Raw genomic sequence first — 13,820 nt, forward strand, 5'->3', positions numbered from 1 at the left:
CGGCATCGCGGGCCGCTGCAGGTGCCCGGGCTGGGCGCCGGTTACACCGACGCCTTGGGCACGTTGCCGCGGGGCAGCGTGAGCGGGAGATCGGTGTAGGTCGCGATCCCCGGCGCCGCGGCGACGACGGCCGGGATCGCGTTGATGGCGGGCATCGCGGTCATGATGTGGCCGAGGTCCATGAACTCCTCGATCGTGGTCGCCTGGAAGTACGGCGGCGGCAGGAAGCCGACCTTGGTGGTCACCGTCGGCTGCCCGTCGATCTGGATCACCCAGCCGTCCTGCTCGATCTTCCAGTCCGGCTCGAGCGTCTGGCCCTTGCGCCAGCGCACGTTCAGGTCGATCACGGCGTTGTCGCCCACGATCCCCTGCCAGCTGATGTAGACCCCCGCGACACAGCCCGCGGGGATGGTCCAGGACGCCATCTCCAAATCGGCGGTGGTCTGTGCGAACTCGGCCACGCAGCGCACCTCGTCGAGTTCGACGCCCAGGGCGTCGCCGACCAGCCGGACGGCCTCGCCGAAGATGGCCGTCCCCTTCGCGGCCATCGCCGGCAGGTCCGGGTGGTCGATCGGCTGGCCGAAGCCGACCGGCTTCTCGGTCTCGGGGGAGTCGTAGAACGTGGTGTCGGCGGCCTCGTTGACGGTGACCTTGTCGACCCGGTTGCACACCATCGCCGACACGATGGCCAGCAGCTCGGCGAAACCGGGGCTGACGCCGGACCCGAAGATCGTCGCGCCGCCCGTCCGGCAGGCCGCCAGGATCCGGTCGCGACCTTCGCCGAGGTTGCCGCCGGTGATGAACGACGCCGTCGTCACCACGTTGACGCCCGCGGACAGGATGCGTACCAGTTCGTCGACGTCGATCCACATGGGGTTGTAGACGACGCAGTCGGGTTTCAGTGCGAGCAGCGCGTCCACGTCGTTGGTGGCGGCCACGCCCAGCGGCTCGATGCCGACCAGCTCGCCGGCGTCGCGGCCGACCTTCTCGGGGGACCACGCATAGCAGCCGACCAGGTCCAGCAGGGGATTGGTCACGATCGACTTCAGCGAGCTCTTGCCGACGTTTCCGGTGTTCCATTGAACGATGCGATAGGTGTTTGGCACTCGCTCAGCATAGGGAATCGCCTGCTCGCGGGCGATAGTGAATCCGGCGACCGTACGAAGGAGGACATCCGATGCCCGGTGTGAAATGGCTGGAAAGGCCCGAGGCCCACGACTTTCCGGCCGCGGCCGACTACCTCGCGCTGCTCGTGGACCCGCAGACCGTCACGCAGCTGACGGAGCGGCTCAAGGCCGGCAACGTGGTGCGCAAGAAGGCCAAGGACATCCTGCGGGCGGCGCGGCTGCGCCTGCTGCCCGTCGACAACCCCCACGTCGCGGCGGACCTGGCCAAGATCAAGAAGGGCCAGCCCCTCTCGCCGATCCTCCTGGTGCGCGGCGACCTGTCCAGCGGTGTCGCGTTGCAGATCGCCGATGGCTACCACCGCGTGTGCGCCAGCTACCACACCGACGAGAACACCGACATTCCGGTCGTGCTCGCCGATCCGCCCCGTGCTTGAGTGGACGACGTGATCGAGATTCATGCCGTGGAATCGGTGCGGGTGCTGACCCTGTCGTCGGGAAGCGTCAATGCCCTCGACGTCGACCTGTTGGAAGAGGTGGCCCTCGCGGTCAACGACCTGGCGCGGTCGGACGACGCCGGTGCGCTCGTCGTCACCGGTGCGGGCCGGGCCTTCAGCGCCGGAGTCGACCTCAAGCGCGTGGTGGCGGAAGGCGCCGGCTACACCGATCGGCTGGTCCCCGCCCTGTCGGAGGCGTTCGAGGCGCTTTTCACCTATCCGGGGCCGACGGTGGCCGCGGTCAACGGTGCGGCCATCGCGGGCGGGTGCGTGCTGGCCTGCGCGTGCGACCGGCGCCTGATCATCCCGGAGGCACAGATCGGGGTGACCGAGGTGCACGTCGGGGTGCCGTTCCCGGTCGCCGCGCTCGAGGTCATGCGCTACGCGTGCGGTGACCACGCGGACGTGGTGCTGCTCGGCGGTCGCACCTACCGCGGGGCCGAGACGATCGCCGCCGGGCTCGCCCACCGGGTCGTCGATGGCGATCTCATGGCGATGGCGGTGGGGGAGGCGACGGAACTCGGCGGCATCCCGGCGGACGCCTATCGCCACACCAAGGGCCGGCTGCACGCCCCGACCATGGCGCGCATTCGCGAGTCCGCCGGCGTCGACGACGAGGTGCGCCGGATGTGGGGTTCGGCCGCGACTCAGCAGCGCCTCGCCGAGTACGTGGAGCGCATGCGGCACCGCGGCTGAGGCCGCCCGCTATTCGTCTATTCGTCGTCGACCGCGACGCCGCCGCGGCTGCCCCTGCGCCGCATCCGGTGCGAGCCCTTCCCGGTCGGCCGGCGGTTGCGCAACCCGCCCGGGGCGTCGTCGGGCTGCTCGGCCGCTTCGGCGGTCGGGGCCTGCTGCGTCTCGGCGGCCTCGACCTCCTCGGTTCCCGCGGTCTCCTCCGCGGCTTCTTCCTCTTCGGTCTCTTCGGTCTCTTCGGTGTCCGGGGCCTCGGCTCCTTGCTCGTCGCCCTTCGCGCGCCGGAGGCGGCGCTTCTTGGGCTTGCGTGCCTTGATCGGTTTCGGCGGAGGCGGCGGCAGCTCGGCCACGAAAGCCAGGTAGAACGCGAAGACGCCGAGCAGCGCGATCGCGGCGGCGGCGCCGTAGATCCCGAACAGATACCGCCCGGCCGTATCCAGGCTGAGCCAGATCTCGCTGATGGCGGTCCCGACGATCAGCACCCCGGCCAGGACGTGCGCCACGATCGACCACATCCTGATGCGCAGGGCGAGCTGCGGGGTGCCCAGCTCCGGCCTGCGGGAGCGCAACAGGACGAACACCACCGGGAGCGCGGCCAGGCCGATCAGCGCGCCCGACGCGATTCGGCCGGCCATCCCCAGCGCCCGCGGCATCTCACCCATCAGCTCGTACCAGCGCGGCAAGACGCAGTAGAAATAGAGGACACCGGCGGCAATCGCGGACAACGCGTGCCACAGCACGAACCACTTCCGGCCCATACGCCTCCTCAGGCTGGTGAGTTCACGCCAGTCCAGGGGCGACCAGAACCCACGTCGTGTTCGTCCGCGCCTTGCTCAAGGTGCGCTCCGAATGGCGGAGGATGCGGGATTTGAACCCGCGAGGGCTGTTAACCCAACCCGCGTTCCAGGCGAGCGCCATAGGCCACTAGGCGAATCCTCCGTGGGCCATGGTAACTGCTGAGTCCAGCGGTGGGACCTGCGGCTTGTGCGTGGCGCCCCGACGCGGGTACTACACTCGCCGAAGGACCCCGCGCGGCGTCTATCCTGTGAACTCCCCCAGGGCCGGAAGGCAGCAAGGGTCAATGGGCTCTGTCGGGTGCGCGGGGTCCCCCATGTTCGGGGCGCCGCACCAGATCGACGAAAGGCTCATCGGTGTCGTTCGACTTACTCAGCCCTGACGAGCTGACCGCGCTGCACGCACGCCACCAGCAGGAGTATGCGCAGCTGCAGTCCAAGAAGCTGTCGTTGGACCTGACCCGCGGCAAGCCCGCGCCGGAGCAGCTCGACCTGTCCAACCGGCTGCTGAGCCTGCCCGGGGACGAATTCCGCGACCCCGAGGGCACCGACACCCGCAACTACGGCGGCCTGCACGGCCTGCCCGGGCTGCGGGCCATCTTCGCCGAGCTGCTGGGCATCGGAGTGCCCAATCTGATCGCGGGGAACAACTCCAGCCTGGAGCTGATGCACGACATCGTCGCCTTCTCGATGCTGTACGGCGGCGTGGACTCCCAGCGGCCCTGGAAGGACGAGCCGGCCGTCAAGTTCCTCTGCCCCGTCCCCGGCTACGACCGGCACTTCGCCATCACCGAGACGATGGGCGTCGAGATGATCCCGGTCCCGATGCTGGAGGACGGCCCGGACGTCGACCTGATCGAAGAGCTGGTGGCCGTCGACCCGGCCATCAAGGGGATGTGGTCGGTGCCGGTGTTCGCCAACCCCACCGGCATCACCTACTCCTGGGACACGGTCCGCCGGCTCGTCCAGATGCGCACGGCGGCGCCCGACTTCCGGCTGTTCTGGGACAACGCCTACGCGGTGCACACCCTGACGCACGACTTCGTCAGCCAGATCGACGTCCTCGGGCTGGCCGCCACGGCCGACAACCCCAACCGGCCGTACGTGTTCGCGTCCACCTCGAAGATCACCTTCGCCGGCGCCGGCGTCAGCTTCCTGGGTGGATCGCTGGGCAACATCGCCTGGTACCTGCAGTACGCGGGCAAGAAGTCGATCGGCCCGGACAAGGTCAACCAGCTGCGGCACCTGCGTTTCTTCGGCGACGCCGACGGGGTGCGCCTGCACATGCTGCGCCACCAGCAGATCCTCGCGCCGAAGTTCGCGCTCGCGCTCGAGATCCTCGAGCAGCGGCTCGGCGATTCCAAGATCGCCTCGTGGACCGATCCCAAGGGCGGCTACTTCATCAGCCTCGACGTGCTGCCCGGCACCGCCAAGCGGACGGTCGCGCTGGCCAAGGGCGCCGGCATCGCGCTGACCGAGGCCGGCGCGTCGTTCCCGTATCGCAACGACCCCGACGACAAGAACATCCGGATCGCTCCCACCTTCCCGTCGCTGCCGGACCTGCGCGACGCGGTCGACGGGTTGGCGACGTGTGCGCTGCTGGCCGCGTCGGAATCCGTGCTGTCCGCGACGTCCGGTGCGAGCTGAGGGCGGGCGCACACTCGACGGCCAGGCCCACGGTCGTCAGCGTTCGTCGGTAGCCTGCTGACCGTGGCTCTCTACCGTAAGTACCGGCCGGCAACCTTCGCCGAGGTGGTGGGGCAGGAGCACGTCACCGAGCCGCTGTCCATCGCCCTGGAAGCCGGCCGGATCAACCACGCCTACCTGTTCTCCGGGCCGCGCGGGTGCGGGAAGACGTCGTCGGCGCGCATCCTGGCGCGCTCGCTGAACTGCGTGCAGGGCCCGACGGCCAGCCCGTGCGGGGTGTGCGATTCGTGCACCGCGCTGGCGCCCAACGCGCCCGGCAGCATCGATGTGGTCGAACTCGACGCCGCCAGCCACGGCGGCGTGGACGACACCCGCGAGCTGCGGGACCGAGCGTTCTACGCGCCGGCCCAGTCGCGCTACCGGGTGTTCATCGTCGACGAGGCGCACATGGTGACCACCGCCGGGTTCAACGCGCTGCTCAAGATCGTCGAGGAACCGCCCGAACACCTCATCTTCATCTTCGCCACCACCGAACCGGAGAAGGTGCTCCCGACGATCCGGTCGCGCACCCATCACTACCCGTTCCGGCTGCTGCCGCCGAAGACCATGCGGACGTTGATCGAGCGGATCTGCGCGCAGGAGGATGTCGTCGTCGACGACGCGGTCTACCCGCTGGTGATCCGCGCCGGCGGCGGGTCGCCGCGCGACAGCCTCTCGGTGCTGGACCAACTGGTGGCCGGGGCCGAGAACTCCCACGTCACCTACCAGCGGGCGCTCGGGCTGCTGGGCGCCACCGACGTGGCGCTGATCGACGACGCCGTCGACGCCCTGGCCGCCGGCGACGCCGCCGCGCTGTTCGGCGCCGTCGAGTCGGTGATCGACGCGGGCCACGACCCGCGCCGGTTCGCCACCGACCTGCTGGAGCGCTTCCGCGACCTGATCGTCATGCAGGCCGTCCCCGACGCGGTGAGCCGCGGCGTCGTGGACGCGCCGGAGGACGTGCTGGACCGGATGCGCGAGCAGGCCACCCGCATCGGCCCGGCGACCCTGACCCGCTACGCCGAGGTGGTGCAGGCCGGGCTGGGGGAGATGCGGGGGGCGACGGCGCCGCGGCTGCTGCTCGAGGTGGTCTGCGCCCGGCTGCTGCTGCCGTCGGCCAGCGACGCCGAGTCCGCGCTGCTGCAGCGCGTCGAGCGCATCGAGACCCGGCTGGAGATGTCGATCCCGGCACCGGCCGTCGCGGCCCCGCCGCGGGCCCCCAGACCCGAACCCAGGCCCGTACCCGAGCCGGAACCCAAGCCCAAGCCCGAGCCGAGGCGCGAACAGGTGGCCCAACCGGCCCCGGCGCCCGAGCCCGAACCGGCTCCCGTGGCGGCTCCGGTCGCCGGTGAGCCCACTGCGGCCGCGGTGCGGACCATGTGGCCGACCGTGCGGGACAAGGTGCGCCAACGCAGCCGCACCACCGAAGTGATGCTGGCGGGCGCGACGGTGCGCGCCGTGGAAGGCAACACGCTGGTACTGACCCACGAGTCGGCGCCGCTGGCCCGGCGGCTGTCCGAGCAGCGCAACGCCGACGTCATCGCCGAAGCGCTCAAGGACGCCCTGGGCGTGAACTGGCGGGTGCGCTGCGAGACCGGCGCGGCGGCATCGCCGGCAGCCGCGACCCCCGAGCCGCAAGCGCCCGCCCCCGACCCGGTGCCCGACCTGCGGGTCGAAGAGGAGGAGCACATGCTCGCCGAGGCCGGCAGTGAGCCCTCAGGGCCGCGTCGTGATCCCGAAGAGGCCGCCCTCGAACTTCTGCAGAACGAGTTGGGCGCCCGCCGCATCGACGGCGGCTAGGGCTGCCACCAGGGCCGCAGCGGCAGGCCGTCGTCGCCCGACGGGCCGACCTTGGTCGCCAGCACGTGGTGCAGCTGCAAATTGTTCTGCTCGAAGGCCACCCGCGAAGCCGCCATGTACAGGCCCCATACCTTGGCGGTCGGCAGTCCGACCTCGGCGACCGCGTCGTCCCAGCGCCCGACCAGGTTGCGGCACCAGTCCCGCAGCGTCATCGCGTAGTGGTGCCGGAAGTTCTCGGTGTGCAGCACCTCGAAGCCGGCGTCCTGGATTTCGGTGGTGATGCGTCCGGAACCGGTCAGCTCCCCGTCCGGGAACACGTAGCGGTCGGTGAATCCCCCCGCGAACGAGGTCGACCGGTTGTCGCGGCGGGTGATGCAGTGATTGAGCAGCAGGCCGCCGGTGCGCAGCTTGGAGCGCAGGAAGCCGAAGTAGGCGGGGTAGTTCCGCACGCCGATGTGTTCGGTCAGCCCGATCGAGGAGACGGCGTCGAACCCGGCCTCGCCCACGTCGCGGTAGTCGGCATGGCGCACCTCGGCCAGATCGGCTAGCCCCTGCTCCGCGATCGCCCGCTGGGCCCATTTCGCCTGCTGGGCAGACAGGGTGGCGCCGATGGCGCGCACGCCCTGGCGCGCCGCGTAGCGGACCATGCCGCCCCACCCGCAACCGACGTCGAGCAGCCGGTCGCCCGGCCGCAGCCGCAGCTTGTCGAAGATCAGCCGGTACTTGTTCTCCTGGGCCTCTTCCAGCGTCGCGTCGGCGTGCGGATACGCCGCGCAGGTGTAGGTCATCGACGGGCCGAGCACCCACTCGTAGAAGGCGTTGGAGACGTCGTAGTGGTGGTGGATGGCCTCGGCGTCGCGGGTCTTGCTGTGCATCAGACCGTCGGCGACCCGGCGCCACCGCGGCGGCGTCTCCTGCGGCGGCGGCGCGATCGGCCTGAGGTGCTCGACGCCCAGCGAGCGCACGACGTTGGCCATCACCCGCGCCGACGGGCGCTTGAACTGGACCCGGTCGGTCATCGTCTTGAGCAGCTCGTAGGGGTCGCCGGGGTGCACCCCGTAGAGCTGCAGGTCGCCCGACACGTAGGCGCGGGCCAGGCCCAGCTCGCCGGGGGCCGTGGCCAGGTAGGTGGCGCCGCGGGGGCTGCGCAGGTCCAGGCCGAGCACCGCGTCCGGGTCGCCGGCGGTGCTGCCGTCGTAGGCGGTGAACCTCAGCGGCTGCCGTCCAGTCGCGGCGAAGATCGCCAGGATCTCGGCCATGCTGAGTTTCCTCGCGGTGGTGCGGTGGGGTTCTCGGATTGTGGTCATCGCCGTTGCACCGCCTTCGCGTAGAGGTCGAGGAGACGGGAGTCGGGGTCGTAGGTCTTCTTGACCGCCTTGTAGGCCTCGCCGCCGTAGCGGGCGTCGAACTCCTCGCGGGTGTAGAAGGAGTCCGAGTACAGCGACTTGTGGCCGTCGAGTTCGCTCACTTTCGCCTCGATCATCCGGTTCGTTGCGCCTGCTGGGCGTGCTTCGTTTGCGGCGGCCCCGGCTGGCACCGAGGACCAGAACCCGATGTTGACATACGTGTGGTCCGCCCGCATCGGATACAGCGGCCAGCCGTCCTGATCGCGCAGCCGCAACGGGCAGAACCAGATCGGGGCGATGGGCACGGTGTGCAGGAACCATTCCAGGAACTCGGCGGCGCGCTCGATCGGCACCTCGACGTCCTGCACCACCCGCTCCCGCGCCGGCCGGCCGTGACGTTTGTCGAGCCGGTCCGATATGCCGAAGCGCCGGTCCATGGTCACCAGCTTCGAGTAGACGCTGCTGCGCCGGTAGCGGCGCGGCCACCACCGCCGCAGCCGCGGATCCTGCACACCGAACGCCCGGGAGCACCAGAACCAGTCGGTGTCCCAACGCCAGAAGTAGTCGTGGATGGTCAGCCGGTCGTCCTTGGTGCCGCCCGGGGCGTCGTGCTGGATCGACCGGTAGTAGATGTCCTTGCCGGTGTAGTCGCTGACCGGCCCGGGCGTCGACGTCCGCCTGCCGATGCTCAGGTAGCTCTCGTCCGGGCCGAACACCACGCCGTCGAGGTAGTCGACGGGAGCGCCGCCGTGCCCGCCGGTGTCGACGATGCGTTCGGCCGCCGCCACCATCTCCGTCAGCGAGCGGAATCGGATGTGCCGCAGCGCCACGAAGGGCGATACCGGCTCCAGCTCGATTCGCAGCCGTGTCGAATAGCCAAGCGTGCCATAGGAATTGGGAAATGCACGGAACAGGTCGGGATGGCGGGTGCGCGACGCGGTGAGCAATTCCCCGGCGCCGGTGAGGATGTCCATCTCCAGCACCGACTCGTGGGGCAGGCCGTTGCGGAACGACGCCGACTCGATCCCCAGCCCGCTGACCGCACCGCCGAGGGTGATCGTCTTCAATTGCGGGACCACCAGTGGCGAAAGGCCGTAGCGCAGCGTCGCCGCCACCAGGTCCTCGTAGGTGCACATGCCGGCGACGTCGGCGGTGCGGGTGTCGGGGTCGACGCCGAGGACGCCGGTCAGCCCCGAGGTGTCCAGACCGGGCGCGTCGTGTTTGGCGCGGGCGCGGAACAGGTTTGAGGTGGGTTTGGCGAGCCGGACGGCGGAGGTCGGCGGGATGGATCGATAACTCGCCATCAACCGGTCGACGCCCGCGGTGTGGGCCGAGAGTGCGGATCCAGGGATTGGCACCACATATACCCTAGTCTTCGGCAACCGCCCGTGCACCCGTGCGCGGGCGGCGACACGCAGAAACGATCACGAGGGGAAGTTGCCTTGGCACAGGTAAGCGCAGCCAGCACGATCTTGGTCAATGCCGAGCCCGCGGCCACCCTTGCCGCGGTCGCGGACTACCAGAAGGTGCGCCCGAAAATCCTTTCCCCGCAGTACAGCCAGTACCAGGTGCTGCAGGGTGGGCAGGGCGCGGGCACGGTCGCCAAGTGGAAACTGCAGGCGACCAAGTCGCGCGTGCGCGACGTGCAGGTCGACGTCGACGTCGCCGGCCACACCGTCATCGAGAAGGACGCGAACTCGTCCATGGTGACTAACTGGACGGTGGCGCCCGCCGGGCCCGGGTCCAGCGTCACCGTCAAGACCACCTGGACCGGGGCGGGCGGCGTCAAGGGATTCTTCGAGAAGACCTTCGCGCCCTTGGGGCTGAAGAGGATTCAGGGCGAGGTGCTGGCCAACCTGAAGAAGGAGCTGGAGGGCTAGCCCGACGACGATGCGGGCCGCGTAGCGGCCCGAGGAGGAGTCGGGCAATCAGACTCAGCGCGCCTGGCTCTGGGTGGCCAGGTAGCCCGCGACACCGCGCACCATCGCGTCGGCGTATTTCTGCCGGCCCTCGGCGGACTGCATCAGCGCCGAGTCGGCGGGGTTCTTCATGTTGCCGCACTCGACGAGGATCGCGGGGTACTGCGCCAGGTTCAGGCCGGTCAGGTCCGAGCGGCCGTACAGCCCGTTCTGGCCGATGTAGTTGGCGGGCGGGATGCCCGATGCCTGCAACTGGTCGCGCATGACCCGGGCGTACTGGACCGACGGCCCGGCCTGCACCGGGTTGAGCGGCGGTGCCGAGTAGTTGACGTGGAATCCCCGGCCGGACGGGGGTCCGCCATCGGCGTGGATGCTCAGGATCGCGTTGGGGTGCAATGAATTGGCCACGTTGACGCGCTCGTCGATGCAAGGCCCCAACGCGTTGTCGTTGCCGCGTGACAGGGCGGTCCGAACACCCAGCGCGTTCAGCTCGGCGCGGACCCGCAGCGCGGTGTCCCAGGTGAACGTGTGCTCCGGGTAGCCGGCGTTGGTAGACGTGCCGCTGGCCTGGCAGTCCTTGGTGCCGCCGCGGCCCGTCGGCACCTGGCGGCTGATGGAGGCGTCGTTGGCGCCGTTGTGGCCGGGGTCGATGAAGACGATCATGCCGGCAATGTTGGATGGGGCCGCGGTCGCAACCGGGGCCGCGGCCGGGCCGGCAAGGATCGCCGCCGACGCGGCCACCAGCGCCGCGACCACCGTCTTGAGCCCGACACGCCTGCTCACTCGTAGGTCCACCACGCCACGGTAACCGGAGGCGGTCTACGCTGGGGGTTTCGAACCGCCCGACACCGTAGGCGAAACCAACTCGATACCGAGATGCGAGGGGATTGTCATGCAACCCGGAGGTCAACCCGGAGGTCCCGGAGGCGACATGTCCGCCCTGCTCGCCCAGGCGCAGCAGATGCAGCAGAAGCTTTTGGAAGCGCAGCAACAGCTCGCCAACGCCGAGGTGCAGGGTCAGGCCGGCGGCGGTCTGGTCAAGGTCGTGGTCAAGGGCAGCGGGCAGGTGGTGGCGGTGCAGCTCGACCCCAAGGTTGTCGACCCTTCCGACATCGAGACCCTGCAGGACTTGATCGTCGGCGCCATGGCCGACGCGTCCCAGCAGGTCACCACGATGGCGCAGGAACGGCTCGGGGCGCTGGCCGGCGGCATGGGCGGCCCCCCGCCCGGTGCTCCGGGTGCCCCGCCCGCACCGCCGGCTCCGCCGACCCGGATGCCGGAGCTTTAGACCTCGTACCGACATGTTCGAGGGACCCGTCCAGGATCTGATCGACGAGCTGGGCAAGCTGCCGGGGATCGGCCCGAAGAGCGCTCAGCGGATCGCCTTTCACCTGTTGTCGGTGGAACCGCCCGATATCGACCGGTTGACCGCGGTGCTGTCGCGGGTGCGCGACGGCGTCCGATTCTGCGCGGTGTGCGGCAACGTCTCCGACGACGAGCGGTGCAGAATTTGCTCCGACAGCCGTCGAGACGCATCCGTGGTTTGCGTCGTCGAGGAACCCAAGGACATCCAGGCCGTCGAGCGCACCCGCGAGTTCCGCGGCCGCTACCACGTCCTGGGCGGCGCGCTGGATCCGCTGTCCGGGGTGGGCCCCGAGCAGCTGCGCATCCGCGAGCTGCTGAGCCGCATCGGTGAGCGCGTCGACGACGTCGACATCACCGAGGTGATCATCGCGACCGACCCCAACACCGAGGGGGAGGCGACGGCCACCTACCTGGTGCGGATGCTGCGTGACATTCCCGGCCTGACCGTCACCCGGATCGCGTCCGGGTTGCCGATGGGCGGCGACCTGGAGTTCGCCGACGAGCTCACGCTGGGCCGCGCGCTCGCCGGTCGCCGGGCGATGGTCTGATGCGGGCTGATTCCCGCGCCGAGATCGAGGTTTCGCAGGTCCCCTCGCGCACTTTGTCTGCAAAAGGTGGATTTCGGTGCGGCGCCTGGCCCTAGCGCGCCGCCAGTCGCTCGCGGCGCAGCAGCTCCACCTCGGGCAGCTCCAGCGGCGCCAGCTCGCCGGCCACCCGGCTCAGCAGCTGGTCGGCGAGTTCGGGGTTGCGGGCCAGGCACGGCCCGTGCATGTAGGTCGCGACGACACCGCCCTGCACCGCGCCGTCGAAGCCGTCGCCGGCCCGGTTGCCGGCGCCCCTGACCACCGCGCCCAGCGGTGACGCCGCCGGACCCAGCACGGTGCCGCCGCGGTGGTTCTCGAACCCGGTCAGCGGCTGGGTCAGCCCGGCCGGCAGCGGCGTGCTCACCAGCTCGCCGATGGTGCGCTCCGCCTGCGGCGACGTCGTCGCATCCAGCAGCCCCACCCCGTCGACCCGTTCGCCGGCCGACGTCTCATACCACTGCCCGAGCACCTGCACGGCCGCGCAGATGGCGAGCACGGGCGCGCCCCGCTCCGCCGCACGTTGCAGCCCCGGGTAGCGCAGCAGGTGCCGGGTGGCCAGTCGCTGGGCGTAGTCCTCCGCGCCGCCGACGGTGTAGAGGTCCAGCGACTCGGGCACCGGGTCGGCCAGCGTGATCTCGACGATCTCGGCGGCGATGCCCCGCAGCCGCAGGCGTTGCCGCAGCACCACCGCGTTGCCGCCGTCGCCGTAGGTGCCCATGACGTCGGGCAGCACCAGCCCGATGCGCACGGTCGAGTCAGCCATGGCGCGCCAATGCCCGCTGCAGCTGCAGGAACGCGGTGTAGTTGGCGACGACCTCCACGCGCCCGGGCGGGCAGGATGCGACGGCGGCCATGGTGTCGTGCACCAGCGTGTGCTCGACGCCGGCATACCCGAGGCGCACGGCCAGGTCGGTGCCGCGCTCACCGGCGGCGACCACAGCGGTGTTCTCGAAGTGCTCGAACCGGACGTCCCACAGCCACGACAGGTCCTCCCCGTCGGGCACCTGCCCGTTGACCGCGATGACGACCCCGGCCGCGTGCTTGTCCACCATCGACAGCGCCTCGGACCAGCCGGCCGGGTTCTTGGCCAGCAAAAGTCGCGCCTCGTGCGGGCCGACCCGCACGGTCCGGTAGCGCCCGGCGACCTCGTCGACTCCCGAGACCGCCGCGACGGCTGAAGCCGGGTCGGCGCCCAGCGCGACGGCGGCCGCCACGGCCTGGGCGGCGTTGCCCCGGTTCACCGCCCCCGGCAGCGCCAACCGCATCGGCAGGGCCAGGCCGTCGGGCCCGTACAGGGTTTTGTCGTCGAACCACCACTGCGGGCTGGGCCGCTTGAAATCCGCGCCGGTGGAATACCAGTGGCCCTTCTCGCGGACGATCACCTCGCCGCTGCGCGGGCAGCTGACCGAGTCGTTCGCCCACGCACCGCCGGCGGCCACCCACACGACGTTCGGGTTGTCGTAGGCGGCCGAGGTCATCAGCACGTCGTCGCAGTTGGCGACGACCACCGCCGCGGGGTGCCGCGCCAGGCCGGCCCGCAGCGCGCGTTCGATGACGTTGATCTCCCCGACGCGGTCGAGCTGGTCGCGCGACAGGTTGAGCAGGACGACGACCGCGGCCACCACCGCATCCAGGACGTGCGGCACGTGCATCTCGTCGACTTCCAGTGCGGCCATTTCGGCGTCGCGGTCGGCGGCCAGCGCGGCCACCAGGCCGGCGTCCATGTTGGCGCCCTCGGCGTTGGTCGCCACCGGCCCGACGGTGCCCAGCGCCGCCGCCGTCATCCGGGTCGTGGTCGACTTGCCGTTCGTCCCGGTGACGACGACTGTGCGCCGGCCCGCGCCCAGCTGGCGCAGCACCGAACGGTCCAGCGTCATCGCGACCAGGCCGCCGATCATCGCCCCCGCGCCGCGGCCGCTCACCCGCGACGCCCAGCGGGCGCACGCTCCCGCGGCCAGGGCCAGGCGGGCGCGGGTGGTGATCACCCGGGAAGTTTAAGGGCGATCGCAAGC

14 protein-coding genes, 1 tRNA gene and 1 other RNA gene are annotated in these 13,820 nt (G+C 70.5%); 8 read left to right on the forward strand and 8 right to left on the reverse strand.

Features of this window, described 5'->3' with window-relative positions; genetic code table 11:
- Positions 1-41 precede the first annotated feature (41 nt).
- Positions 42-1,106 (reverse strand): NAD(P)H-dependent amine dehydrogenase family protein, encoded by a 1,065-nt coding sequence (locus AB8998_RS01710; protein ID WP_369736517.1) that lies wholly within the window; start codon positions 1,104-1,106, stop codon positions 42-44.
- A 71-nt stretch (positions 1,107-1,177) separates the two neighbouring features.
- On the opposite strand from AB8998_RS01710, the gene AB8998_RS01715 reads away from it, so the two are divergent.
- Positions 1,178-1,561, forward strand: coding sequence for a hypothetical protein (locus AB8998_RS01715; protein ID WP_369736518.1), 384 nt, complete (start codon positions 1,178-1,180; stop codon positions 1,559-1,561).
- Positions 1,562-2,317 carry an enoyl-CoA hydratase/isomerase family protein gene (locus AB8998_RS01720; RefSeq protein WP_369736519.1) on the forward strand — a complete coding sequence of 252 codons (756 nt, stop codon included), beginning with the start codon at positions 1,562-1,564 and terminating at the stop codon, positions 2,315-2,317.
- A 17-nt stretch (positions 2,318-2,334) separates the two neighbouring features.
- On the opposite strand, the gene lucA is transcribed toward AB8998_RS01720, so the two are convergent.
- Together lucA and AB8998_RS01730 are read right to left on the reverse strand one after the other, a co-directional pair.
- Positions 2,335-3,072, reverse strand: coding sequence for a lipid uptake coordinator LucA (lucA, locus tag AB8998_RS01725; protein ID WP_369736520.1), 738 nt, complete (start codon positions 3,070-3,072; stop codon positions 2,335-2,337).
- A gap of 92 nt (positions 3,073-3,164) precedes the next feature.
- Positions 3,165-3,253 (reverse strand) — tRNA-Ser (locus AB8998_RS01730).
- Between the two features lie 79 nt (positions 3,254-3,332).
- On the opposite strand from AB8998_RS01730, the gene ffs reads away from it, so the two are divergent.
- From ffs to AB8998_RS01745, 3 genes are all read left to right on the forward strand, one after another.
- Positions 3,333-3,429: signal recognition particle sRNA small type (gene ffs / locus AB8998_RS01735), an RNA gene on the forward strand.
- Between the two features lie 36 nt (positions 3,430-3,465).
- Positions 3,466-4,755: an aspartate aminotransferase type Ic gene (locus AB8998_RS01740; RefSeq protein WP_369736522.1), complete on the forward strand. Its 1,290-nt coding sequence runs from the start codon at positions 3,466-3,468 to the stop codon at positions 4,753-4,755.
- 63 nt (positions 4,756-4,818) lie between these two features.
- Complete coding sequence (locus tag AB8998_RS01745; protein ID WP_369736523.1) at positions 4,819-6,594, forward strand: DNA polymerase III subunits gamma/tau; 1,776 nt, start codon at positions 4,819-4,821, stop codon at positions 6,592-6,594.
- Here the strand turns inward: AB8998_RS01745 and AB8998_RS01750 are convergent.
- Together AB8998_RS01750 and AB8998_RS01755 are read right to left on the reverse strand one after the other, a co-directional pair.
- On the reverse strand, positions 6,591-7,901 hold the full coding sequence (locus AB8998_RS01750; RefSeq protein WP_369736525.1) for a class I SAM-dependent methyltransferase: 1,311 nt from the start codon (positions 7,899-7,901) through the stop codon (positions 6,591-6,593). The two genes, AB8998_RS01745 and AB8998_RS01750, sit on opposite strands and share 4 nt — an antisense overlap.
- Positions 7,898-9,301 carry an FAD-binding protein gene (locus tag AB8998_RS01755; protein ID WP_369736526.1) on the reverse strand — a complete coding sequence of 468 codons (1,404 nt, stop codon included), beginning with the start codon at positions 9,299-9,301 and terminating at the stop codon, positions 7,898-7,900. The genes AB8998_RS01750 and AB8998_RS01755 overlap by 4 nt, the downstream gene beginning before the upstream one ends.
- A gap of 81 nt (positions 9,302-9,382) precedes the next feature.
- On the opposite strand from AB8998_RS01755, the gene AB8998_RS01760 reads away from it, so the two are divergent.
- Positions 9,383-9,820: an SRPBCC family protein gene (locus AB8998_RS01760; RefSeq protein WP_369736527.1), complete on the forward strand. Its 438-nt coding sequence runs from the start codon at positions 9,383-9,385 to the stop codon at positions 9,818-9,820.
- 54 nt (positions 9,821-9,874) lie between these two features.
- On the opposite strand, the gene AB8998_RS01765 is transcribed toward AB8998_RS01760, so the two are convergent.
- Complete coding sequence (locus AB8998_RS01765; protein ID WP_369736528.1) at positions 9,875-10,654, reverse strand: Rv3717 family N-acetylmuramoyl-L-alanine amidase; 780 nt, start codon at positions 10,652-10,654, stop codon at positions 9,875-9,877.
- 97 nt (positions 10,655-10,751) lie between these two features.
- Here AB8998_RS01765 and AB8998_RS01770 point away from each other — a divergent pair, with 97 nt between their 5' ends.
- Both AB8998_RS01770 and recR read left to right on the forward strand, forming a co-directional pair.
- The gene (locus AB8998_RS01770) at positions 10,752-11,147 is read left to right on the forward strand and encodes a YbaB/EbfC family nucleoid-associated protein (RefSeq protein ID WP_369736529.1); all 396 of its coding nucleotides are present in this window, start codon (positions 10,752-10,754) and stop codon (positions 11,145-11,147) included.
- Positions 11,148-11,160: 13 nt separating this feature from the next.
- Positions 11,161-11,772, forward strand: a complete 612-nt coding sequence (recR, locus tag AB8998_RS01775; protein WP_369736531.1) for a recombination mediator RecR — start codon at positions 11,161-11,163, stop codon at positions 11,770-11,772.
- A 91-nt stretch (positions 11,773-11,863) separates the two neighbouring features.
- On the opposite strand, the gene AB8998_RS01780 is transcribed toward recR, so the two are convergent.
- Entirely contained in the window at positions 11,864-12,571 is a 708-nt protein-coding gene (locus tag AB8998_RS01780) for a type 1 glutamine amidotransferase (RefSeq protein ID WP_369736532.1), read from the reverse strand.
- Positions 12,564-13,793, reverse strand: coding sequence for a Mur ligase family protein (locus AB8998_RS01785; RefSeq protein ID WP_369736533.1), 1,230 nt, complete (start codon positions 13,791-13,793; stop codon positions 12,564-12,566). The genes AB8998_RS01780 and AB8998_RS01785 overlap by 8 nt, the downstream gene beginning before the upstream one ends.
- Positions 13,794-13,820 lie beyond the last annotated feature (27 nt).

It is taken from the genome of Mycobacterium sp. HUMS_12744610 (genome assembly GCF_041206865.1).
Classification (GTDB): Bacteria; Actinomycetota; Actinomycetes; order Mycobacteriales; family Mycobacteriaceae; genus Mycobacterium; species Mycobacterium servetii.

Bases quoted from the DNA above. Each gene is read 5' to 3' on its own strand.
- recR (WP_369736531.1), top strand. From the start codon at position 11,161: ATGTTCGAGGGACCCGTCCAGGATCTGATCGACGAGCTGGGCAAGCTG.
- AB8998_RS01780 (WP_369736532.1), bottom strand. From the start codon at position 12,571: ATGGCTGACTCGACCGTGCGCATCGGGCTGGTGCTGCCCGACGTCATG.
- AB8998_RS01715 (WP_369736518.1), top strand. From the start codon at position 1,178: ATGCCCGGTGTGAAATGGCTGGAAAGGCCCGAGGCCCACGACTTTCCG.
- AB8998_RS01750 (WP_369736525.1), bottom strand. From the start codon at position 7,901: ATGACCACAATCCGAGAACCCCACCGCACCACCGCGAGGAAACTCAGC.
- lucA (WP_369736520.1), bottom strand. From the start codon at position 3,072: ATGGGCCGGAAGTGGTTCGTGCTGTGGCACGCGTTGTCCGCGATTGCC.
- AB8998_RS01770 (WP_369736529.1), top strand. From the start codon at position 10,752: ATGCAACCCGGAGGTCAACCCGGAGGTCCCGGAGGCGACATGTCCGCC.